We start from the raw sequence: 20,200 nt of genomic DNA, 5'->3' as shown, positions 1-20,200 counted from the left end.
GCGCGAAAATTGCGCCCGGGAAGCCCCGAGTCCGCGCAAGATTTGATTCGTTTGCCCAAAGGGCAGGACTGGAAGCTGATGCAGACCGTACTACTCGTCATCTATCTCATGGTCGTCGTTGCCCTGATCGGCGTCGTTCTCATTCAGCGCTCCGAAGGTGGTGGCCTCGGCATCGGCGGTGGCTCGGGCTTCATGTCCGCACGCGGCACTGCCAATGCGCTGACCCGCACGACGGCGATCCTCGCGGCACTGTTCTTCGTTCTGGCCCTGGCGATGGGTATCCTCGCCCGTTACCAGCCGCAGGCGACCGACATCCTCGACCGTATTCCGGGCACCAGCTCGGGCGGCGGCGTCCTCGATTCGCTTGGCGGTGGCAACACTCAGGCTCCGGCCGGCGGCGCGACCCAGCAGCCTGCGACCGGCAACGGTGCAACAGCGCCGGCTCCGGCGACCACAGGCGAGGCTCCGGCTAGCGGTGCCACGACAACGCAAACGCCTGCAGGCGGCGCCAACGGCAACACGGGATCGCAAGTTCCCAGCGGCCAATAAGGTCGCAATTTAAATGAACCCACCGGCGGATGGCACCATCCGCCGGTTTTATTTTGTGTGAAATCTGATTCCCTTCGAAGACGGAAAAATTCGGATAGGCGAATTTTTCGGTGGCGGAATCGTTTGTTAAAAGGTAACCGGTGACTCCCATGGCGCGATATGTATTCATCACTGGCGGCGTGGTTTCCTCCCTCGGAAAAGGCATAGCTGCGGCTGCTCTTGGAGCGTTGCTGCAGGCGCGTGGCTACCGGGTGAGACTGCGCAAGCTCGACCCCTACCTCAACGTTGATCCGGGCACCATGAGCCCGACCCAGCACGGCGAGGTGTTCGTCACCGACGACGGCGCCGAGACCGATCTGGATCTCGGCCACTATGAACGCTTCACGGGGCGTTCGGCGACGAAGACCGACAACATCACCACCGGCCGGATCTACAAGAACATCATCGACAAGGAACGTCGCGGCGACTATCTCGGCGCAACCGTTCAGGTGATCCCGCACGTTACTAACGAGATCAAGAACTTCGTTACCGAAGGCAACGATGACTATGATTTCGTGCTGTGCGAGATCGGCGGCACCGTCGGCGACATCGAAGCGATGCCGTTCATGGAGGCGATCCGCCAGCTCGGCAACGATCTGCCGCGCGGCACCGCCGTTTATGTCCACCTGACGCTGATGCCCTACATTCCGGCGGCTGGTGAACTGAAGACCAAGCCGACCCAGCATTCGGTCAAGGAACTGCAGGCGCTCGGCATTCATCCCGACATCCTGCTCGTCCGTGCCGATCGCGAAATTCCCGAGGCCGAACGTCGCAAGCTTTCGCTGTTCTGCAACGTCCGCCAGTCGGCGGTTATCCAGGCGCTCGATGTCGCTTCGATCTACGACGTGCCGATCGCCTACCACAAGGAAGGCCTCGACAACGAAGTGCTTGCCGCCTTCGGCATCGAGCCGGCACCGAAGCCGCGCATGGAAGCGTGGGAAGAAGTTGCCGATCGCATCCGTACGCCGGAAGGCGAAGTCACCATTGCGATCGTCGGCAAGTACACCGGCCTCAAGGACGCCTACAAGTCGCTGACCGAAGCGCTCTATCACGGCGGCATCGCCAACCGGGTCAAGGTCAAGCTCGAGTGGATCGAGTCGGAGGTCTTCGAAAAGGAAGATCCGGCGCCGTATCTCGAAAAGGTACACGGCATCCTGGTTCCCGGCGGCTTCGGCGAGCGTGGCTCCGAGGGCAAGATCAACGCGGCGCGTTTCGCCCGCGAACGCAAGGTGCCGTATTTCGGCATCTGCTTCGGCATGCAGATGGCAGTCGTCGAAGCGGCGCGCAACCTTGCCGGCATCGACAAGGCATCCTCGACCGAGTTCGGCCCGACCAAGGAGCCGGTCGTCGGCCTCATGACCGAATGGGTTAAGGGCAACGAACTTCAGAAGCGCTCGGCTTCCGGCGATCTCGGCGGAACCATGCGCCTTGGCGCCTATCGTGCGTCGCTGAAGACCGGCACGAAGATTGCCGACATCTACGGCACGGCCGATATTTCGGAGCGTCATCGCCACCGCTACGAGGTCAACGTCGATTACAAGCCGCAGCTTGAATCCTGCGGCCTGGTCTTCTCGGGCATGTCGCCTGATGGCATTCTGCCTGAGACCGTCGAGTACCCTGACCATCCGTGGTTCATCGGCGTGCAGTATCACCCGGAGCTGAAATCGCGCCCCCTTGATCCGCACCCGCTGTTTGCGAGCTTCGTCGAAGCGGCGCTGGAACAGTCGCGCTTCGTTTGATCCGTCAGCACGGTTCTGAAAATTGCGGCCGGTCCTACGTGACCGGCCGTTTTCGTTTTGGCTTCATATGCCGCATCGACACCGAAGCGCCCGGCGAGCAGGGTCGCCGGGTGCGATCTCGATCTCGCCGAAAAGAATGGTCTACCGCCGATCGGCGCTTGCAAGGTTGCGCCATTGCGGCACGCGCCAAATGGTGATGAGGCGCAGCAGCCATTCCAGCGGTCCATAGGCGAAGCGTTGCAGCCACCAGCGGCTAAGAACAAGCTGGGCGGCGTAGACGACAAGGGCCATCGATACGGTTTCGAGCGGCGAGATATGGCCGATCAAGCCGAAACCGTAGCCATGAAAGATAAGCGCGCAGATGAGCGACTGTAGCAGGTAGTTGGAAAGCGCGGTCCGGCCGGCCGGCGCCAACAGGTTGCGCAGCCACCGTCCAGCGGCACTATCGAGGAACAGCATCATCGCGCCGACATAGGCTCCCGTCAGAAACGGCGCGGTCAACAGCCCGACGGCAAGTCCGGTGATCGCCTGAGGCGAATCGGCCATTTGGACGATGGTATAGGCATAGATGACGGCGCCAGGCAGGCCGACGAAAAGGCCGAGGCGAACAAGCCAACGGAACAGGGCGCGGTTCTCCTGCGGCCGAGACAGGATCTGCCGACGTCCGGCAATCAGGCCGACAAGAAACATGGCCAGCGCCGATGGCGCCTGCAACAGGCCGAGGATGACCCAGACCGATGACAGTTCCGTCAGGTGCTGGCCGATGATGGATTGCCAATCGCCCCGAAAGGCCGCTTCCGTCGCTGCAGCCGCGGCGATGATGGCGTACCGCTCAAGGACTGGAGGCTCCAGGACGGCGGCGACGCCAAGGGCGAACCAGGCAAGCGCCGTACTGATCACCAGCAGGCGAGCGAGACGCCAGAGGCTGGCATCGCTTCGCGTGCGCAACATCATCAGGGCGATGCCAAGGACGGCGTAGGTCGTCAGGATGTCGCCATGAAACAAAAGCACCGCATGCGTCAGGCCAATCAGCCAGAGCCCCGCCTGCCGCCGCAAGAGTCGCGGCACGAAGGCGTCGCCTGCCTTTTCGGCGGAGCGCATCTGCAAGGTGAAGCTGTAGCCGAAGAGAAAGGAAAAGAGCAGGTAGAACTTCATTTCGAAGAACAGTGCGACAGCGAAGTGCACCGCGCGGTCTAGGCCGGTATCGAACGATGGGTCAGGCAATTCGAGGCCGTAAAATGCCGAAGCGAAGGCCATGATGTTGACGAGCAGAATGCCGAGCAGCGCGAAGCCGCGCAGCGCATCGACCCCGTCTATGCGGTCTTGGGTGGTCATGGTCATCTCCGTAACGGCAGGCGATGTGGCGGCCGGCCGGATCCATCTGATTCAAAACGCCTATCGCCGAACGGGCATGGTTGGGCGAACGGTCGACGTAGCTCCGCCAACCGGGGGGGTCGGCAGTGGGTGGCGCAAAACGTTCAAGGGCGGCTCAGTGGCGTTATAATAAATAGAGTAATCTATCTAATAATAAGTTTCGAGGACGTCAAGGGGTTCGCCGAGCCGATGCAGGCGACGGCGTTCAACGGATTGAGGTTGGGGGGTGCGGTCCGCGGAGGCTAGTTTGCTGCGGCTTTGGCCTTCAGCCAGGCGGTCTGGCGTCGCGCGCGGCGCAATGCCGTAACGGCTGCCCCGACCGAGACGACAACAAGGGCGACGAGCAGTACTTCGCCATCGCCGAGCCACAACCCTTCAAAAGCCGAAACGACGGCCGCCAACGTGATCACCGCCATGCGGTGCTGTTTTGCCAACGGGCCGGAAAAGTCGCTCGGTGCGCCATTGGCACGGCCGAGTTCGCGGACATAGGCGGTGAGCACGGCGAAGGCGCCTGCGGCAAAGCCGAGCGCAGGCAGGCCGACGCCATAGCCGGCGCCGGCGAAAATGAAGAGGTCGGCGACCCGATCGGGAAATTCATTCCAGAACGGACCGTCCGGTTCACCCTTGCCGCCCTCGACGGCAACCATACCGTCAAATAGATTGCAGAGCAGACGCATCTGGCAGAACAGGGCCGCCGCGATGAAAAGCAGGGCGCGAAGTCCGTCCTGGGTCTCGCTGGTCAGCCAGAAAGCAACGCCTGCCAGAGCCGCGGCCGCCATGCTTGCCTGCGATATCTGGTTGGGCGTGATCGACATCGCGGCGAGGCGTCGGGCGATTGCCTGCGCCCAGCGGGTGTTTCGGCTGGCCAACGGCCTGCGGTCGCCGGTTTCTGTCATTGGTCAAGCTCCCCCGCGGCTGATCGAATAGTTGTAGAGCACTGCATAACTGCCCGATACCAGCAGCGGCACGGCAATGGTTTTGAGAATTTCCGGTGTTCCGGTTGCCGCGTGCACGGCGACGAGGATGCTTGTCGAAGCAAGGCAGGCGAGGAGCGGCGGCATCCAAAGCTGCGAAGTGCCGCGGAAACGAAGAGACAGCGCGTCGATGGCCGATTTCAGGCACAGTGTCAGCGCGGCTGAAAGGGCGCCCTGCACCAGGCCGGCTACGAGTGGTCGCGGCATTGGGTGGTGCCTGTTGGCAAACAGCGCCCATCCGCCCATTGCTATGAAAGCAAAAAGCACGTGGACGATGCTGCTGCGGGCAAAAGCGCGCAGGTGGCCGCTCATGTCAACGACCACCAGTATCGCGTCAGATGAAAGAAGATCGGTGCCGAGAATACGACCGAATCCAGCCGGTCGATCAAGCCGCCATGGCCTTCGATCAGGTGGCCCCAGTCCTTGACGCCGCGATCCCGCTTGATCGCCGACATCACCAGCCCGCCGAAGAAGCCCATCATCGTGATGATGAACGACATCACCCCGGCCTGGATCGGGGTAAACGGCGTGATCCACCAGAGCGAGGCGCCGAGCAGCGTCGCGCTGGCAACGCCGCCGACGAACCCCTCCACTGTCTTCGACGGCGAGAGCTTCGGCGCGATCTTGGTGCGCCCGAAGAGCTTGCCCCAGACATATTGCAGCACATCGCTCGATTGCACGACGATCACCAGGAAGGCGATCAACAACACGTTGCGCCCCCCGTAGCCGGGTATCTGCAGCGTCAGCAAGGCCGGTACGTGCGAGGCGCAAAACACGCAGATCATCAACGCCCATTGGACTTCGGAAATCCGCAGCAGGAAGTTTTGCGTATCGCCCCGCAGGACCGCAATGATCGGCATCAGCAGGAAGGCATAGACAGGAATGAAGATCGCGTAGATGCCGTATTCTTCGGCCCAGAGCAGATAATAGTTGATCGGTAAGGCCAGGAAAAAGGCAGCAGCGATCGCCCAATGGTCGGCGCGGCGCGTATTGATCAGCGTGATGAATTCACGTAGCGCCGCAAATGAGCAGAAGGCGAAAAGCAGCAGCACCCCGACACGTCCGGCGATGAAGGCGATGGCAATGAGGAACACCATTGCCCACCAGGCCTTGATGCGGGCGTTGAGGTTCTCGATCGCTCCATTGGAGCCGTCGGGCGAAAGCCTGCGCTGCAGTACGTAACCGACCGAAGAGGCGAACAGCAGGATGCCGCCGACGCCGAGCAGCAGGGTGACCATATCGGAAGTCGTGGTACTCATGCGTCGTTATCCGTCTGTGCCGGGGCGAGGGAAAGCAGTGCTGCTTGCGCCCTGGCGATGAAGTCTTCCTTGCTCTCGTCTGGTCCAACCTTCAACGGCTCGCCGAAGTTGATCGTGCAGATCAGCGGGATCGGAACGAACTCGCCCTTCGGCATCACGCGGTTGAGATTGTTGATCCAGACAGGGACAAGCGCCACGTCCGGCCGCTTGCGTGCGAGGTGATAGAGCCCGCTCTTGAATGGCAGCAGCTTGGCCTCGGTCTGGTTGCGCGTGCCTTCGGGAAACACGATCAGCGAGGCACCTTCGTCCAGAGCCGTCGCCATCTGTTCGACCGGGTCGCTTGTGCGCGCGGCGGGGTCGCGTTCGATCAGCACCGCATTGAAGACGTCGCGGCCGATGAACGATGTCAGCTTCGACTTCAGCCAGTATTCGGCGCTGGCAACCGGGCGGGCGCGGTCGCGCAGCCAAGGCGGCAGCACGGCCCAGATCAGGATGAAATCGCCATGGCTGGAGTGGTTGGCGAAATAGATGCTCTGTCTCGGCGGCAGGCCGGTTTCGTGCCAGAGTGCCCGGGCAGCTGTCAGTGCGCGGGCAAACATCATGATGGCGACCGAAGCGAGCTTGGCAATCAAATCGCGAATCATGCCGCCTCAACTCCATGTTGAAGGCATCCAGGTATCGAAGGTTGCCTTGCTCCGCGTATCCGGATGTGTCCCCCGCCGTGCAATGAAATGATCAAATGTTGCCCCTAAAAACGCGCAGGCCCATCGTAACCTCAGGCTGCATCGGCCGACTTTACGCGATTGCGTCCGCTTCACAAGCGGCCGAAGTCGCTCCTGGGATGATGACGTGTGGGCGCCGCAAATTCTTCGATCTCTGCACGTTTTTAGCTGACACGCTGAAAACGATGCGACGTCACACCGCAGTCTTTTACCGAAAGGCGGCTTCTACTGAACGTTGACCGCTTGCAGCGCAGCCGCCAATTTTCGAGTGTTGTAAGAGGAGCGTCGTTCAATGCGCCAGTTTCCTGATCGACAGGTTTGTGCCGACCTTTATCGCGACCTGCGCCATCAAACGCGATCTTAGTGTTTGACGCGAATGGCCCGACCTCGTTGTTCGGGCGCTGAACGCAGGTGTAACGAGAACAACCGCAGCGGCCGACGCGACGCTGCGGTTCCCAGTCCCTCGTGTCGCCGTGTTACGTCGTGTTACTGTTACGTACTCCCCAAAACACCGGTTTCAGCCTTTTCTGTTCTTCAGCTAAAGAAAGGGTCAGTACCTATGCGCTTCATAACTTTGTTGTTCGTGCCTTTGACGATCGCCCTGCTAGGGCTTTCGGGCTGTGCCACGACGTCCTCGAGCAATACGACCTACGCGCAGCCGCAAACATTCGCCCCCGGTCTCGGGGCTTCGAATACGGGCAACGCCACCGCGGCGCCGGGATACTATTGACGCTCGGGCAGTTCGGCACCTGGTGGCAACCATAAATCTGCGGCGGGCGGTGCCCGGCGCGGATGGATTCTGTTCTCTGCAGATGTTTGGGTCCAGACGGGCAATCGGTGCCATGGCCGCCAGTCGGCTTGCAATCGCCGGACAAAAGTTGCAAACAGCGGCAAACCATCAGGGAAACCGCCATGAGCCTCTCCAAGCGCACCACCCGCCCGCTCGATCATCTCGTGCTACCGGTGGACGCACTTGAACAGGCACGGCGTCGCCTCAATGATCTCGGTTTCACGGTGGCCGAGGATGCTCGCCATCCCTTCGGCACCGAAAACGCCTGCGTCTTCTTCTCCGACAACACTTATCTTGAGCCGCTTGCCGTCGCTTCGCGCGAAGAATGCGAAATGGCAGCCCTGGACGGCAACGCCTTCGTCGCCCGCGACCAGGCTTTCCGATTCCGTCAGGGGCCGGAAGGTCTGTCAGCGATCGTGCTCGGCACTGAAGACGCTGCGACGGATCATATGCGGTTTCGCGCCCGTGGCATCTCGGGCGGCGAGATGTTGGAGTTCTCGCGGCCCATGCGGCTGCCGGATGGCCGGGAAGGGCTTGGCTCCTTCCGGCTGGCCTTTGCCGCCGACCTGCGCTCGCCGGATTTCTTCCTGTTCAGCTGTCAGCGGGTGCGCGCGCTTCCAATCGATCGTGGCGCGCTCGAGCGGCACGACAACAGCGTGCTCGGCATTTCCGAGGTCGTGCTTTCGGAGACGAACCCGACCGATTTCCAGTACCTGCTGCAAGAGGCGGTCGATGAGCGCGAAGTCGCGGCTCACTCCTTCGGCATGGATATCGAGACGACGAACGCCAAGATCTCTGTGCTGAGCGCCGCCGGCATGGAGGCTTTCTTCGGCCGTTCGGTCCGCAGCGCCGAGCGCGGCTTGCGCGGCCGGGCCGTGATCTTCCGCGTCGCGGACCTCGAAGTGACGCGTGCGCTCTTCGCGCGCAACGATATCGAATTTTCAGAAATGGGCGGACGCCTCATTGTCCCCGAAATGCCGGGGCAAGGGGTGATCTTCGCGTTTGGAGCTTGATGATGGAAACGAATGCCAGAGTAGTCGTCGGTGAAGGTGCCAAGCAGGTCGCCTTCTCGCAGAGGGAGCGCCTGTCGCTGATCGCCGGCCCCTGCCAGATGGAAAGCCGCGAGCACGCCTTCATGATGGCGGGAAAGCTTGCCGAACTATGCAAGTCGCTGGATATCGGCCTGGTCTACAAATCGTCCTTCGACAAGGCCAACCGTACATCGCTTTCTGGCAAGCGCGGCATCGGCCTCGACACGGCGATGGAAATCTTTGCCGATCTCAAGAAGGAGTTCGGTTTCCCGGTCCTGACCGATGTGCACACCGAGGAGCAGTGCGCCGTCGTCGCCGAGACCGTCGACATCCTGCAGATCCCGGCCTTCCTGTCGCGCCAGACCGACCTTCTGGTGGCAGCTGCCAAGACTGGCCGCACCATCAACGTCAAGAAGGGCCAGTTCCTGGCGCCTTGGGACATGAAGAACGTGCTCGCCAAATTCACCGAAAGCGGCAATCCCAACATTCTTCTGTGCGAGCGTGGCGCGTCCTTCGGCTACAACACGCTGGTTTCCGATATGCGCTCGCTGCCGATCATGGCCTCGCTCGGCGCGCCCGTCGTCTTTGACGCCACCCACTCGGTGCAGCAGCCGGGCGGGCAGGGCGGTTCGACCGGCGGTCAACGCGAGTTCGTTGAAACGCTGTCGCGTGCAGCCGTCGCTGTCGGCATCGCCGGCCTGTTCGTCGAAACCCACGAGGAACCGGACAACGCTCCTTCCGATGGCCCCAACATGGTGCATCTGAAGGACATGCCGCGGCTGCTCGAAAAGCTGCTGGCCTTCGACGCCGTCGCAAAGGGCTGAGACAGGCTCGTGAAATTTTCATGAACCCCGGTGGCGCGGTTGTTTTTACATCTTGCGCGCCATTGAAAATCCCGGGCCTTCGCTTATGACAGGCCCGACCCACCACCGTCCTCAAGCAGGGAAGAGATCATGACAGCAATCATCGACATCATCGGCCGAGAAATTCTGGACAGCCGCGGCAACCCGACCGTCGAGGTCGACGTCTATCTGGAAGACGGAAGCTTCGGCCGCGCGGCCGTGCCGTCGGGTGCCTCGACCGGTGCGCATGAAGCGGTCGAACTGCGCGATGGTGGAACGCGTTACCTCGGCAAGGGCGTCGAGCGCGCCGTCGACGCCGTCAACGGCGAGATCTTCGAGGCGATCGGTGGCCTCGATGCGGAAAACCAAATCCAGATCGACAAGACGATGATCGAGCTTGACGGCACGGCCAACAAGTCGCGCCTCGGTGCCAATGCCATCCTCGGCGTGTCGCTGGCCGTCGCCAAGGCTGCCGCCGAAGCTTCCGGCCTGCCGCTCTACCGTTACGTCGGCGGCCCGAACGCCCACGTGCTTCCGGTTCCGATGATGAACATCATCAACGGTGGTGCTCATGCCGACAACCCGATCGACTTCCAGGAGTTCATGATCGTTCCGGTCGGTGCCGATACGATGCGTGACGCGGTCCGCATGGGTTCGGAAGTGTTCCACACGCTGAAGAAGCAGCTTTCCGCCGACGGCCACAACACCAATGTCGGCGACGAAGGCGGCTTCGCGCCGGGTCTGGCGTCCGCTCCGGCAGCACTCGACTTCATCATGAAGTCGATCGAGAAGGCTGGCTACAAGCCGGGCGAAGACATGTTCATCGCACTCGATTGCGCCGCGACCGAATTCTTCAAGGACGGCAAGTACGTCCTCGAAGGCGAAGGCCGCACGCTTGAGCCGGGTGCAATGGCCGAATACCTGGCGGAACTTGCTGCCAAGTACCCGATCTTCTCGATCGAAGATGGTATGGCGGAAGACGATTGGGACGGCTGGAAGGCTGTGACTGACCTCATCGGCAACAAGTGCCAGCTCGTCGGCGACGACCTGTTCGTCACCAACTCCGCCCGCCTGCGCGATGGCATCAAGATGGGTGTTGCCAACTCGATCCTCGTTAAGGTCAACCAGATCGGCTCGCTGTCGGAAACACTTGACGCTGTCGAAACGGCACACAAGGCACGCTACACCGCCGTCATGTCCCACCGTTCGGGCGAGACCGAGGACGCGACGATCGCCGACCTCGCCGTTGCCACCAACTGCGGCCAGATCAAGACCGGCTCGCTGGCCCGGTCCGACCGGCTCGCAAAGTACAACCAGCTGATCCGCATCGAAGAGCAGCTCGGCCTGCAGGCCAACTACGCCGGCCGCTCGATCCTGCGTGGCTGATAGCCTCGATCGATCGCTGAAAAAATTGACCCGCTCACGGTTGCCGTGGGCGGGTTTTGCTTTATCCGGCCATTCATGGTCAACGGTCGGTTAATCAATGCCGGTTAGTCTCACCCTGTATTGCGTATCAGGGTGTGAACGGGATGTGGACAAGGCATCATAAGAAACGGAAACTGGGCCGACTGGTGCTGCCGCTGATCGCGGTCGCCTTTCTGTCTTATTTCGGCTATCATTCCATTCACGGCGGCTACGGCTTGAAGGCGACGGAGCAATTCGATCGCCAGATCGTTGAGCGGCAGGCACGGCTGGACGAGCTCACAAAGCGGCGAACGACCCTCGAAAAGGAGGTTCAGCTGATGAGCGACGGTTCGCTGGAGCGTGACATGCTGGATGAGAAGGCTCGCCTCGCGCTCAATATGTCGCGCAGCGATGAAATTGTTATTTTCCACCGCATGACGAATTAACCGAAATTCGGTTAATTGGCATTTCATATTTAAATTCAATAACTTGCGCGGAATGCGAGCCATGCAAATATGGCATTGCTGTGGCGCTTTTCTTTCCCTATGGTAACCCTCAAAGGCTAACCATTGGGAGGAATGAATGGCTCCGCGAAAAAACGCGTCCGTCTCCAGCCGTAAGACCGCAGCAAAGCCGGCCAAGAAGGACCTGAGCGGCGGTAATATCGCCGAATTCACCAAAGAAGACGAACTGAAAGCCTACCGCGAAATGCTGCTGATCCGGCGTTTCGAGGAAAAGGCCGGCCAGCTCTATGGCATGGGTTTCATCGGCGGCTTCTGTCATCTCTACATCGGCCAGGAAGCTGTCGTCGTCGGCATGCAGATGGCGCTGAAAGACGGTGACCAGGTCATCACCGCCTACCGTGACCACGGCCACATGCTGGCCTGCGGCATGAGCGCCCGCGGCGTCATGGCCGAACTCACGGGTCGTCGCAGCGGTCTTTCCAAGGGGAAGGGCGGCTCGATGCACATGTTCTCCAAGGAAAAGCATTTTTACGGCGGTCACGGCATCGTCGGTGCCCAGGTGTCGCTCGGCACCGGCCTTGCCTTTGCCAACCGCTATCGCGGCAACGACAATGTCAGCGTCGCCTATTTTGGGGATGGCGCGGCCAACCAGGGCCAGGTCTATGAAAGCTTCAACATGGCGCAGCTGTGGAAGCTTCCGGTGATCTACGTGATCGAGAACAACCGCTACGCCATGGGCACGTCGGTCACCCGCGCATCGGCGCAGACCGATTTTTCGAAGCGCGGTGTCTCCTTCGGCATCCCGGGCTTCCAGGTCGATGCCATGGATGTTCGTGCGGTCAAGGCGGCGGGCGACGAGGCTGTCGAGTATTGCCGTTCGGGCAAGGGCCCGATCATTCTCGAAATGCAGACCTATCGCTACCGCGGCCACTCCATGTCCGACCCGGCGAAGTACCGCTCGAAGGATGAAGTGCAGAAGATGCGGTCGGAACACGATCCGATCGAACAGGTGAAGGCACGTCTGACCGAAAAGGGATGGGCGAGCGAGGACGAGCTGAAGCAGATCGACAAGGACGTCCGCGACATCGTCGCCGACAGCGCCGATTTTGCCCAGGCTGATCCGGAGCCGGATGTATCCGAGCTCTACACCGATATCCTGCTTTGATCCGGGGAGGCTCAAATATGCCAGTAGAAATTCTCATGCCCGCCCTTTCCCCGACGATGGAGGAAGGCACGCTCTCGAAATGGCTGAAGAACGAAGGCGACAAGGTCTCCTCCGGCGACGTCATCGCCGAGATCGAGACTGACAAGGCCACCATGGAAGTGGAAGCCGTCGATGAAGGCACGATCGGCAAGCTGCTGATCGCCGCCGGCACCGAAGGCGTCAAGGTCAATACGCCGATCGCAGTCCTGCTGCAGGATGGCGAAGGCGCTGGCGATATCGCCGCACCGAAGGTGGATGCGCCCAAGGCTGCCACCGCCAGCGAAGCACCCGCAGCTTCGGCGCCGGCACCGGTTGCGGCCCAGCCGAAGGTCGAAGTTGCCGCCGATCCGGCAATCCCGGCCGGCACCGAAATGGTGACGATGACCGTGCGTGAAGCTCTGCGCGACGCCATGGCCGAGGAAATGCGCGCCAGCGACGACGTCTTCGTCATGGGCGAAGAAGTCGCCGAATACCAGGGCGCCTACAAGATCACGCAAGGCCTGCTTCAGGAATTCGGCGCCCGTCGTGTCATCGACACGCCGATCACCGAACACGGCTTTGCCGGCGTCGGCGTTGGCGCTGCCATGACCGGCCTGCGCCCGATCGTCGAGTTCATGACCTTCAACTTCGCCATGCAGGCGATTGACCAGATCATCAACTCCGCCGCCAAGACGCTCTACATGTCCGGCGGCCAGATGGGCGCGCCGATCGTGTTCCGTGGCCCGAGCGGTGCTGCGGCCCGCGTAGCGGCGCAGCACTCGCAGTGCTATGCCGCCTGGTACAGCCACATTCCAGGTCTCAAGGTTGTCATGCCCTATACGGCAGCTGATGCGAAGGGCCTGCTGAAGGCGGCCATCCGCGATCCGAACCCGGTCATCTTCCTCGAAAACGAAATCCTCTACGGTCAGTCCTTCGAAGTGCCGAAGCTCGACGATTTCGTGCTGCCGATCGGCAAGGCCCGTATCCACAAGGTCGGCAAGGACGCAACCATCGTTTCCTTCGGTATCGGCATGACCTATGCGATCAAGGCGGTCGCCGAACTGGAAGCGCAGGGCATCGACGTCGAGCTGATCGACCTTCGCACCATCCGTCCGATGGATCTGCCGACGGTGATCGAATCCGTCAGGAAGACCGGTCGTCTGGTGACAGTCGAAGAAGGCTATCCGCAGTCTTCCGTCGGTACCGAGATTGCGACCCGCGTCATGCAGCAGGCCTTCGACTATCTCGATGCCCCGATCCTGACGATCGCCGGCAAGGATGTGCCGATGCCTTACGCCGCGAACCTCGAGAAGCTCGCGCTTCCGAACGTCGCAGAGGTCGTCGATGCGGTGAAAGCCGTTTGCTACAAATAAGGGGAGGGCCCTTCGATGCCTATCAACATCACAATGCCTGCCCTCTCTCCGACGATGGAAGAAGGCAATCTGGCCAAGTGGCTGGTCAAGGAAGGCGATAAGGTCAAGTCCGGCGACGTGATCGCCGAGATCGAGACGGACAAGGCGACGATGGAAGTCGAGGCCGTCGATGAAGGCACCGTTGCCAAGATCGTCGTTCCCGCCGGCACCGAAGGCGTCAAGGTCAATGCGCTGATTGCGGTCCTTGCAGCCGACGGCGAAGATGTCGCCGCGGCCGCCAAGGGCGGCAACGGTGCAGCGGCACCGGTCGCGGCCGAAACGAAGGAAGCGCCCGCGCCGGCAGCGGCCAGCGCTCCGGCGCCCGCTGCAACTCAGCCGGTGGCGGCAGCGCCGCAGGCGGCCAAGACGGAATCCGGCAGTCGCGTGTTCTCGTCGCCGCTAGCGCGTCGTCTTGCCAAGGATGCCGGCATCGATCTCTCGGCGATCGCCGGCTCCGGCCCGCATGGCCGCGTGATCAAGAAGGACGTCGAGACTGCTGTTGCCGGTGGCGGCGCGAAGCCGGCCGCTGCACCAGCAGCAGGTGCTGCAGCTCCCGCTGCCGCGCCGCTTGCCAAGGGCATGTCGGAAGACGCCGTACTCAAACTGTTCGAGCCCGGCTCCTACGAGCTCGTGCCACATGACGGCATGCGCAAGACGATCGCCAAGCGGCTCGTCGAATCCAAGCAGACGATCCCGCACTTCTACGTCTCGCTCGATTGCGAACTGGATACGCTTCTGGCGCTCAGGGCCCAGCTCAATGCTGCCGCTCCGGAAAAGGACGGCAAGCCGGTCTACAAGCTCTCGGTCAACGACATGGTGATCAAGGCGCTGGCGCTGGCTCTGCGTGACGTTCCGGATGCCAACGTGTCCTGGACCGACAGCAACATGGTCAAGCACAAGCATGCCGACGTCGGCGTCGCCGTGTCCATCCCGGGCGGCCTGATCACGCCGATCGTTCGCCAGGCGGAGCTGAAGAGCCTGTCTGCCATCTCCAACGAGATGAAGGACCTCGGCAAGCGCGCCAAGGACCGCAAGCTGAAGCCCGAGGAATATCAGGGCGGCACGACGGCGGTCTCCAACATGGGCATGATGGGCGTCAAGGACTTCGCCGCCGTCGTCAACCCGCCGCACGCCACGATCCTTGCGGTCGGTGCGGGCGAGGAACGCGTCGTCGTCAAGAACAAGCAGATGGTCATCGCCACTGTGATGACGGTCACGCTTTCGACCGACCATCGTTGCGTCGATGGCGCGCTCGGCGCCGAACTGCTCGGAGCCTTCAAGCGCTACATCGAAAACCCGATGGGCATGCTGGTCTGATGTGGACAAGGACCGGCCCTCGGGCCGGTCCGTTCCTTGATCGCAACGCCGAAGGCGGGCCCGGACGATGAAAACACTTCTCTGCTACGGTGACAGTCTGACATGGGGCTATGACGCGTCCGGCCCGGGCCGTCATGCACTCGCAGACCGTTGGCCGAACGTGTTGCAGAAGGCGCTCGGGCCGGACGTTCATGTTGTTGCCGAAGGGTTGAATGGACGCACGACCGCCTATGACGATCACCTCGCCGATTGCGACCGCAACGGCGCGCGGATGCTGCCTACCGTCCTTCACAGTCATGCGCCGCTCGATCTCATGGTCATTCTGCTCGGCTCCAACGATATGAAGCCGATCATTCACGGCACGGCTTTCGGCGCGGTCAAGGGTATCGAGCGCCTGGTCAATCTCGTGCGTCGTCACGATTGGCCGGTCGAAACGGCGGAAGGCCCCGAAATCCTGATCGTTTCGCCGCCGCAGCTTTGCGAGACGGCAAACAGTGCGTTCGCGGCGATGTTCGCCGACGGCATCGAGCAGTCGGCGATGCTGGCGCCGCTCTACCGCGACCTTGCAGACGAACTCGATTGCGGGTTCTTCGATGCGGGATCGGTTGCAAGGACAACGCCGCTCGATGGCGTGCATCTGGACGCTGAAAACACCCACGCGATCGGCCGGGGCCTCGAGCCGGTCGTCCGGATGATGCTCGGTGTCTGAGATGACGGACGACGTCACCATCAGACCGGCGGAACGAAACGAGGCGGCAGAACTCGCCGTTCTCGTCGACATCGCCTCGCAAGGCTTTGCCGCCTGGCTCTGGTCTGGCGCGGTTCTTGGCGGGGCGACCGATACGGCTTTCGAGCGCGGGCGCAACAAGCTGCGCGAGGATGTCGGCCCTGGAAACTGGCGGGATGCGGTCGTTGCCGACCTCGATGATGAAATCGCGGGGGTATCGATCGGCTACGGTATCGACGCTTCGGTGGCGGAAATCGAAGCGAAGCATGCTGTGCTCGAACCCCTGCTGGCGCTGCAGCGGCCTGTGGTCGGCCACTGGTTCATCGATAGCCTCGGCGTTTACCGCCATCGGCGCGGCCGCGGCATCGGACGCAGACTGCTTGCACATGAAATTGCACGCGCCGGCTCGGCGCCGGTGAGCCTGATCACCGAAAGCCACAATGACAGGGCGCAGACACTCTACAGGGCAAACGGCTTCGAGGAGGCGGCTCGGACCGAGGCCGTGCCGCTCTTCGAAGGTAGCAGAAAACACGACTGGGTGCTCTTCACCCGCAAGGTCGCTTGAGACAAAGGCAGGAAACACATGGCTGAGAATTACGACGTCATCGTCATCGGTTCGGGTCCGGGAGGCTATATCGCCGCTATTCGTGCGGCGCAGTTGGGCCTCAAGACTGCGGTCGTCGAGCGCGAGCATTTGGCTGGCATCTGCTCCAACTGGGGCTGCATTCCGACCAAGGCGCTGCTTCGCTCGGCCGAAGTGCTGCACTATGCCCAGCATCCGGGCAGCTACGGCATCAAGATCGAAGGTGCGGTGACGCCCGATCTGAAGGCGATCGTTGCCCGCTCGCGCGGCATTGCCGAGCGCATGAACGGCGGCGTCGGCTTCCTCATGAAGAAGAACAAGGTTGACGTCATCTGGGGCGAGGCCAAGCTGACCAAGCCCGGCGAGATCGTCGTCGGCAAGACGACGAAGGCGATCGTTCAGCCGCAGGCGCCGCTGCCGAAGAACACCAAGGGCGAGGGCACCTATACTGCCAAGCACATCATCATCGCCACCGGCGCCCGCCCGCGGGCCCTGCCGGGCATCGAGCCCGATGGTAAGCTGGTCTGGACCTATTTCGAGGCGATGAAGCCGGAGGAAATGCCGAAGTCGCTGCTTGTCATGGGCTCGGGCGCGATCGGCATCGAATTCGCTTCGTTCTACCGCACCATGGGTGTCGACGTGACCGTGGTCGAGGTCATGCCGACCGTGATGCCGGTCGAAGACGCCGAGATCTCCGCCATCGCCAAGAAGCAGTTCGAAAAGCAGGGCATGAAGATCCACCTTGAGGCCAAGGTGACGAAGGTCGATAAGGGCGCGAACTCGGTCACCGCCCATGTCGAGATGAAGGACGGCAAGGTCGAAAAGATCACCGCCGACCGGATGATCTCCGCCGTCGGCGTTCAGGGCAATATCGAGAACCTTGGTCTCGAAACGCTTGGTATCAAGACCGACCGCAGCTGCATCATCATCGATGGCTACGGCAGGACCAATGTTCCCGGCGTCTACGCGATCGGCGACGTTGCCGGCCCGCCGATGCTCGCCCACAAGGCCGAGCACGAGGCCGTCATCTGCGTGGAGAAGATCGCAGGCTTGCCGAATGTCCACCCGATGGACAAGCTGAAGATCCCGGGCTGCACCTATTGCCACCCGCAGGTCGCCTCGGTCGGTCTCACCGAAGCCAAGGCAAAGGCCGAGGGCCGCGATATCCGCGTCGGTCGCTTTCCCTTCGTCGCCAACGGCAAGGCGATTGCCCTTGGCGAAGATCAGGGCATGGTCAAGACCATCTTTGACAAGAAGACCGGCGAGTTGCTGGGCGCGCACATGGTCGGCGCCGAGGTGACCGAACTCATCCAGGGTTTCGTCGTCGCGATGAACCTGGAGACGACAGAAGAAGACCTGATGCACACGATCTTCCCGCATCCGACGATTTCGGAGACGATGAAGGAAAGCGTGCTCGATGCCTATGGGCGTGCGCTGAACGCCTGATGGACCGGCCGTCGCCGGAACTTTTGGCGCGATCCCGCATTGATGACGCGACCTTGTCCTCAATGCACGGAGATCACCATGGCTGTAAACGGCGTCGGCATCCTGGCTGCGATCATCATCGGCGGTTTTGCCGGATGGCTTGCGGAGAAGTTCATGAACAGCGATGTCGGGCTGTTCATGAACATAGCGCTCGGCATCATCGGCGCGGTGGTGTCGAATATCATTCTGGCAGCCTTCGGCATGGCTTTTTCCGGCTGGCTTGCCTATCTGGTCTTCGGCTTTATCGGCGCCTGCCTGCTGATTGCCGTCGGCCGCGCTGTCAAACGATAGCCTGCGACGCTTCCTGCGTCAGCGATCGGGCTATCCAGAAAAAGGTGGCCTGACATTTCTCGTCGAGCCATCTATATAGATCGAAAAAGGGTCTGCCGGCACCAAGCCGCAGCCGCCGCGACGAGGAAGACAGTATGGTAACGGTATTCGATGCCGTCTCTGAAGGGGCGCAACGCGTCCGCCATCCGGAAAAGGCCCACAAGCCCGATACCGAAATGCTGCGCAAGCCGGAATGGATCCGCGTCAAGGCGCCGACCTCCAAGGGCTATCAGGAGACGCGCGAGCTGGTGCGTTCGCACAATCTCGTCACGGTCTGTGAAGAAGCCGGCTGCCCCAACATCGGCGAGTGCTGGGACAAGAAGCACGCCACCTTCATGATCATGGGCGAGATCTGTACCCGCGCCTGCGCTTTCTGCAATGTCTCGACCGGCAAGCCGAATGCGCTCGACATGGCCGAACCCGAGAACGTCGCCAAGGCCGTCAAGCAGATGGGCCTCTCCCACGTCGTCATTACCTCCGTCGACCGCGACGACCTGGCCGACGGTGGCGCCGAACATTTCGAGAAGGTGATCTGGGCGATCCGCGCCGCTTCGCCGCAGACCACCATCGAAATCCTGACGCCCGACTTCCTGAAGAAGCCTGGCGCACTGGAGCGCGTCGTCGCCGCCAAGCCTGATGTGTTCAACCACAACATGGAAACCGTACCGGGCAACTATCTCACCGTCCGTCCGGGCGCCCGATACTTCCACTCCATCCGCTTGCTTCAGCGCGTCAAGGAGCTCGATCCAACGATGTTCACCAAGTCCGGCATCATGGTCGGCCTCGGCGAAGAGCGCAACGAAGTGCTGCAGCTGATGGACGACCTGCGCACCGCCGACGTCGATTTCATGACCATCGGCCAATACCTGCAGCCGACCCGCAAGCACCACAAGGTCGAGAAGTTCGTCACCCCGGAGGAATTCAAGTCCTACGAGACGGTCGCCTATACCAAGGGCTTCCTCATGGTCGCCTCGAGCCCGCTGACCCGCTCGTCGCACCATGCCGGCGACGACTTCGCCCGCCTGCGGGCAGCGCGCGAAAAGAAGTTGGCGGCTGCTGCCGGGTAGAACCGAGGCACTTCGAAACAACAGGAACTCCGGCCCCAGTGCCGGAGTTTTCGTTTGACGGTTACTCATCTCGGGCGATGTGCATAATTTCCCGATTGCGCGCGAAACTTGCGAATTTTTGGCCGATCGCGTATCGGCTGTTCTCTCTTCCTTGATTGGAATGCTGATGGTTCGATATTTGTCGAACCAAGACGCCGCTTTTCTTTTGAAGAGCCTATGCCGGGTGCCGATCATCTGATCGATCGTCAGGTTTCGATCGTGACAACGATGATTTTCCAACCGACCCTAGACCGGGATTGTTTGGCGGAGTTTGTCGATGGATCAGCCAGTAGCGCCTGGGAACGTGAACGACGTCGACGATGCCGTTGCTGCCGGTCATATCCGCAATGCCAGGCGTATCCTCGTGGTCGGATGCTCCGGTGGTGGCAAGTCGACGCTTTCGCAGAAGCTGGCTCGGCATTTCGACCTTACCTACATCTCCATTGATCGCGATATTCTGTGGTTGCCTGGCTGGGTCCAACGCGATCGGGCCGAACAGCGCCGACGCATCGTCGAGAGGATCGCCGACGATCGCTGGATCATGGATGGCACCAATCCTTCGACCTTCGATGTCCGCGTGCCGAGAAGCGATATCGTGGTCTGGGTGCGGATGCCGCGGCTTCTCTGTGTCTGGGGCGTCGTCACCCGCTGGCTGAAATATCTCGGCCGCGCCCGCCCGGAAATGGCGCCGGGCTGCATCGAGAAGGTCGATTGGCAGTTCCTCGAATTCATCTGGACCTTCGAGGACAAATTCTCGCCGCGTATCGTCGCAGGCCTTGCCCAGCACGGCCCGCATGTGCCGGTTCTGCAGTTGAAATCGCGGCGCCAGATGCAGAGGCTCCTTGATCTTCTCGGCGTGCCCGCTTAACT

At 61.5% G+C, this 20,200-nt stretch carries 20 protein-coding genes; 15 read left to right on the top strand and 5 right to left on the bottom strand.

Annotation, left to right across the window (positions count from 1 at the left end):
- Positions 1 to 78: 78 nt before the first annotated feature.
- Entirely contained in the window at positions 79 to 549 is a 471-nt protein-coding gene (gene secG, locus ASD03_RS14230; protein WP_025426754.1) for a preprotein translocase subunit SecG, read from the top strand.
- 149 nt (positions 550 to 698) lie between these two features.
- Positions 699 to 2,327: a CTP synthase gene (locus ASD03_RS14225; RefSeq protein WP_025426755.1), complete on the top strand. Its 1,629-nt coding sequence runs from the start codon at positions 699 to 701 to the stop codon at positions 2,325 to 2,327.
- A gap of 141 nt (positions 2,328 to 2,468) precedes the next feature.
- Here ASD03_RS14225 and ASD03_RS14220 read toward each other — a convergent pair whose 3' ends face one another.
- The 5 genes from ASD03_RS14220 to ASD03_RS14200 all read right to left on the bottom strand — a co-directional run bounded on the left by ASD03_RS14220 (position 2,469) and on the right by ASD03_RS14200 (position 6,575).
- A complete protein-coding gene (locus ASD03_RS14220; protein WP_063991860.1) occupies positions 2,469 to 3,662 on the bottom strand; it encodes a DUF418 domain-containing protein in 1,194 nt (397 codons plus the stop codon).
- A 281-nt stretch (positions 3,663 to 3,943) separates the two neighbouring features.
- Entirely contained in the window at positions 3,944 to 4,597 is a 654-nt protein-coding gene (locus ASD03_RS14215) for a CDP-alcohol phosphatidyltransferase family protein (protein WP_025426757.1), read from the bottom strand.
- A 3-nt stretch (positions 4,598 to 4,600) separates the two neighbouring features.
- A complete protein-coding gene (locus tag ASD03_RS14210) occupies positions 4,601 to 4,987 on the bottom strand; it encodes a hypothetical protein (protein WP_025426758.1) in 387 nt (128 codons plus the stop codon).
- A complete protein-coding gene (locus ASD03_RS14205) occupies positions 4,984 to 5,934 on the bottom strand; it encodes a phosphatidate cytidylyltransferase (RefSeq protein ID WP_025426759.1) in 951 nt (316 codons plus the stop codon). Before ASD03_RS14205 ends, ASD03_RS14210 begins: the two co-directional genes overlap by 4 nt.
- Positions 5,931 to 6,575 carry a lysophospholipid acyltransferase family protein gene (locus ASD03_RS14200; RefSeq protein WP_025426760.1) on the bottom strand — a complete coding sequence of 215 codons (645 nt, stop codon included), beginning with the start codon at positions 6,573 to 6,575 and terminating at the stop codon, positions 5,931 to 5,933. Before ASD03_RS14200 ends, ASD03_RS14205 begins: the two co-directional genes overlap by 4 nt.
- A 993-nt stretch (positions 6,576 to 7,568) precedes the next feature.
- Here ASD03_RS14200 and ASD03_RS14195 point away from each other — a divergent pair.
- From ASD03_RS14195 to ASD03_RS14135, 13 genes are all read left to right on the top strand, one after another.
- Positions 7,569 to 8,459, top strand: a complete 891-nt coding sequence (locus tag ASD03_RS14195; protein WP_025426761.1) for a VOC family protein — start codon at positions 7,569 to 7,571, stop codon at positions 8,457 to 8,459.
- Entirely contained in the window at positions 8,459 to 9,301 is an 843-nt protein-coding gene (gene kdsA, locus ASD03_RS14190) for a 3-deoxy-8-phosphooctulonate synthase (protein WP_025426762.1), read from the top strand. Before ASD03_RS14195 ends, kdsA begins: the two co-directional genes overlap by 1 nt.
- A 129-nt stretch (positions 9,302 to 9,430) precedes the next feature.
- Entirely contained in the window at positions 9,431 to 10,705 is a 1,275-nt protein-coding gene (gene eno, locus ASD03_RS14185) for a phosphopyruvate hydratase (protein WP_025426763.1), read from the top strand.
- Positions 10,706 to 10,848: 143 nt separating this feature from the next.
- On the top strand, positions 10,849 to 11,169 hold the full coding sequence (locus ASD03_RS14180; protein WP_025426764.1) for a septum formation initiator family protein: 321 nt from the start codon (positions 10,849 to 10,851) through the stop codon (positions 11,167 to 11,169).
- A gap of 136 nt (positions 11,170 to 11,305) precedes the next feature.
- A complete protein-coding gene (gene pdhA / locus ASD03_RS14175) occupies positions 11,306 to 12,352 on the top strand; it encodes a pyruvate dehydrogenase (acetyl-transferring) E1 component subunit alpha (protein WP_025426765.1) in 1,047 nt (348 codons plus the stop codon).
- 17 nt (positions 12,353 to 12,369) lie between these two features.
- Positions 12,370 to 13,743 (top strand): pyruvate dehydrogenase complex E1 component subunit beta, encoded by a 1,374-nt coding sequence (locus ASD03_RS14170; RefSeq protein WP_025426766.1) that lies wholly within the window; start codon positions 12,370 to 12,372, stop codon positions 13,741 to 13,743.
- 15 nt (positions 13,744 to 13,758) lie between these two features.
- Positions 13,759 to 15,099: a pyruvate dehydrogenase complex dihydrolipoamide acetyltransferase gene (locus ASD03_RS14165; protein WP_025426767.1), complete on the top strand. Its 1,341-nt coding sequence runs from the start codon at positions 13,759 to 13,761 to the stop codon at positions 15,097 to 15,099.
- Between the two features lie 67 nt (positions 15,100 to 15,166).
- Positions 15,167 to 15,808: an SGNH/GDSL hydrolase family protein gene (locus ASD03_RS14160; protein WP_025426768.1), complete on the top strand. Its 642-nt coding sequence runs from the start codon at positions 15,167 to 15,169 to the stop codon at positions 15,806 to 15,808.
- 1 nt (position 15,809) lies between these two features.
- Positions 15,810 to 16,391 (top strand): GNAT family N-acetyltransferase, encoded by a 582-nt coding sequence (locus ASD03_RS14155; protein WP_057214216.1) that lies wholly within the window; start codon positions 15,810 to 15,812, stop codon positions 16,389 to 16,391.
- 18 nt (positions 16,392 to 16,409) lie between these two features.
- A complete protein-coding gene (lpdA, locus tag ASD03_RS14150; RefSeq protein WP_057214212.1) occupies positions 16,410 to 17,855 on the top strand; it encodes a dihydrolipoyl dehydrogenase in 1,446 nt (481 codons plus the stop codon).
- Between the two features lie 78 nt (positions 17,856 to 17,933).
- Complete coding sequence (locus ASD03_RS14145; protein WP_025426771.1) at positions 17,934 to 18,185, top strand: GlsB/YeaQ/YmgE family stress response membrane protein; 252 nt, start codon at positions 17,934 to 17,936, stop codon at positions 18,183 to 18,185.
- A gap of 134 nt (positions 18,186 to 18,319) precedes the next feature.
- Positions 18,320 to 19,291, top strand: a complete 972-nt coding sequence (gene lipA / locus ASD03_RS14140) for a lipoyl synthase (RefSeq protein ID WP_025426772.1) — start codon at positions 18,320 to 18,322, stop codon at positions 19,289 to 19,291.
- Positions 19,292 to 19,607: 316 nt separating this feature from the next.
- Positions 19,608 to 20,198 carry an ATPase AAA gene (locus tag ASD03_RS14135; protein WP_025426773.1) on the top strand — a complete coding sequence of 197 codons (591 nt, stop codon included), beginning with the start codon at positions 19,608 to 19,610 and terminating at the stop codon, positions 20,196 to 20,198.
- Positions 20,199 to 20,200 lie beyond the last annotated feature (2 nt).

It is taken from the genome of Ensifer sp. Root127, assembly GCF_001425225.1.
In the GTDB taxonomy this organism is placed as follows: domain Bacteria; phylum Pseudomonadota; class Alphaproteobacteria; order Rhizobiales; family Rhizobiaceae; genus Ensifer; species Ensifer canadensis.
The sequence above is the reverse complement of the archived record's forward strand: the minus strand, read 5'-3'. Positions and strand labels throughout refer to the sequence as shown.

Excerpts from the sequence above, each read along its gene's own strand:
- lipA (WP_025426772.1), top strand. The coding sequence starts at position 18,320 with ATGGTAACGGTATTCGATGCCGTCTCTGAAGGGGCGCAACGCGTCCGC.
- ASD03_RS14180 (WP_025426764.1), top strand. The coding sequence starts at position 10,849 with ATGTGGACAAGGCATCATAAGAAACGGAAACTGGGCCGACTGGTGCTG.
- ASD03_RS14155 (WP_057214216.1), top strand. The coding sequence starts at position 15,810 with ATGACGGACGACGTCACCATCAGACCGGCGGAACGAAACGAGGCGGCA.
- secG (WP_025426754.1), top strand. The coding sequence starts at position 79 with ATGCAGACCGTACTACTCGTCATCTATCTCATGGTCGTCGTTGCCCTG.
- lpdA (WP_057214212.1), top strand. The coding sequence starts at position 16,410 with ATGGCTGAGAATTACGACGTCATCGTCATCGGTTCGGGTCCGGGAGGC.
- ASD03_RS14210 (WP_025426758.1), bottom strand. The coding sequence starts at position 4,987 with ATGAGCGGCCACCTGCGCGCTTTTGCCCGCAGCAGCATCGTCCACGTG.
- ASD03_RS14135 (WP_025426773.1), top strand. The coding sequence starts at position 19,608 with ATGGATCAGCCAGTAGCGCCTGGGAACGTGAACGACGTCGACGATGCC.
- ASD03_RS14205 (WP_025426759.1), bottom strand. The coding sequence starts at position 5,934 with ATGAGTACCACGACTTCCGATATGGTCACCCTGCTGCTCGGCGTCGGC.
- ASD03_RS14165 (WP_025426767.1), top strand. The coding sequence starts at position 13,759 with ATGCCTATCAACATCACAATGCCTGCCCTCTCTCCGACGATGGAAGAA.
- ASD03_RS14215 (WP_025426757.1), bottom strand. The coding sequence starts at position 4,597 with ATGACAGAAACCGGCGACCGCAGGCCGTTGGCCAGCCGAAACACCCGC.
- ASD03_RS14225 (WP_025426755.1), top strand. The coding sequence starts at position 699 with ATGGCGCGATATGTATTCATCACTGGCGGCGTGGTTTCCTCCCTCGGA.
- ASD03_RS14160 (WP_025426768.1), top strand. The coding sequence starts at position 15,167 with ATGAAAACACTTCTCTGCTACGGTGACAGTCTGACATGGGGCTATGAC.
- ASD03_RS14145 (WP_025426771.1), top strand. The coding sequence starts at position 17,934 with ATGGCTGTAAACGGCGTCGGCATCCTGGCTGCGATCATCATCGGCGGT.
- ASD03_RS14170 (WP_025426766.1), top strand. The coding sequence starts at position 12,370 with ATGCCAGTAGAAATTCTCATGCCCGCCCTTTCCCCGACGATGGAGGAA.
- ASD03_RS14195 (WP_025426761.1), top strand. The coding sequence starts at position 7,569 with ATGAGCCTCTCCAAGCGCACCACCCGCCCGCTCGATCATCTCGTGCTA.
- kdsA (WP_025426762.1), top strand. The coding sequence starts at position 8,459 with ATGATGGAAACGAATGCCAGAGTAGTCGTCGGTGAAGGTGCCAAGCAG.
- pdhA (WP_025426765.1), top strand. The coding sequence starts at position 11,306 with ATGGCTCCGCGAAAAAACGCGTCCGTCTCCAGCCGTAAGACCGCAGCA.
- eno (WP_025426763.1), top strand. The coding sequence starts at position 9,431 with ATGACAGCAATCATCGACATCATCGGCCGAGAAATTCTGGACAGCCGC.
- ASD03_RS14220 (WP_063991860.1), bottom strand. The coding sequence starts at position 3,662 with ATGACCACCCAAGACCGCATAGACGGGGTCGATGCGCTGCGCGGCTTC.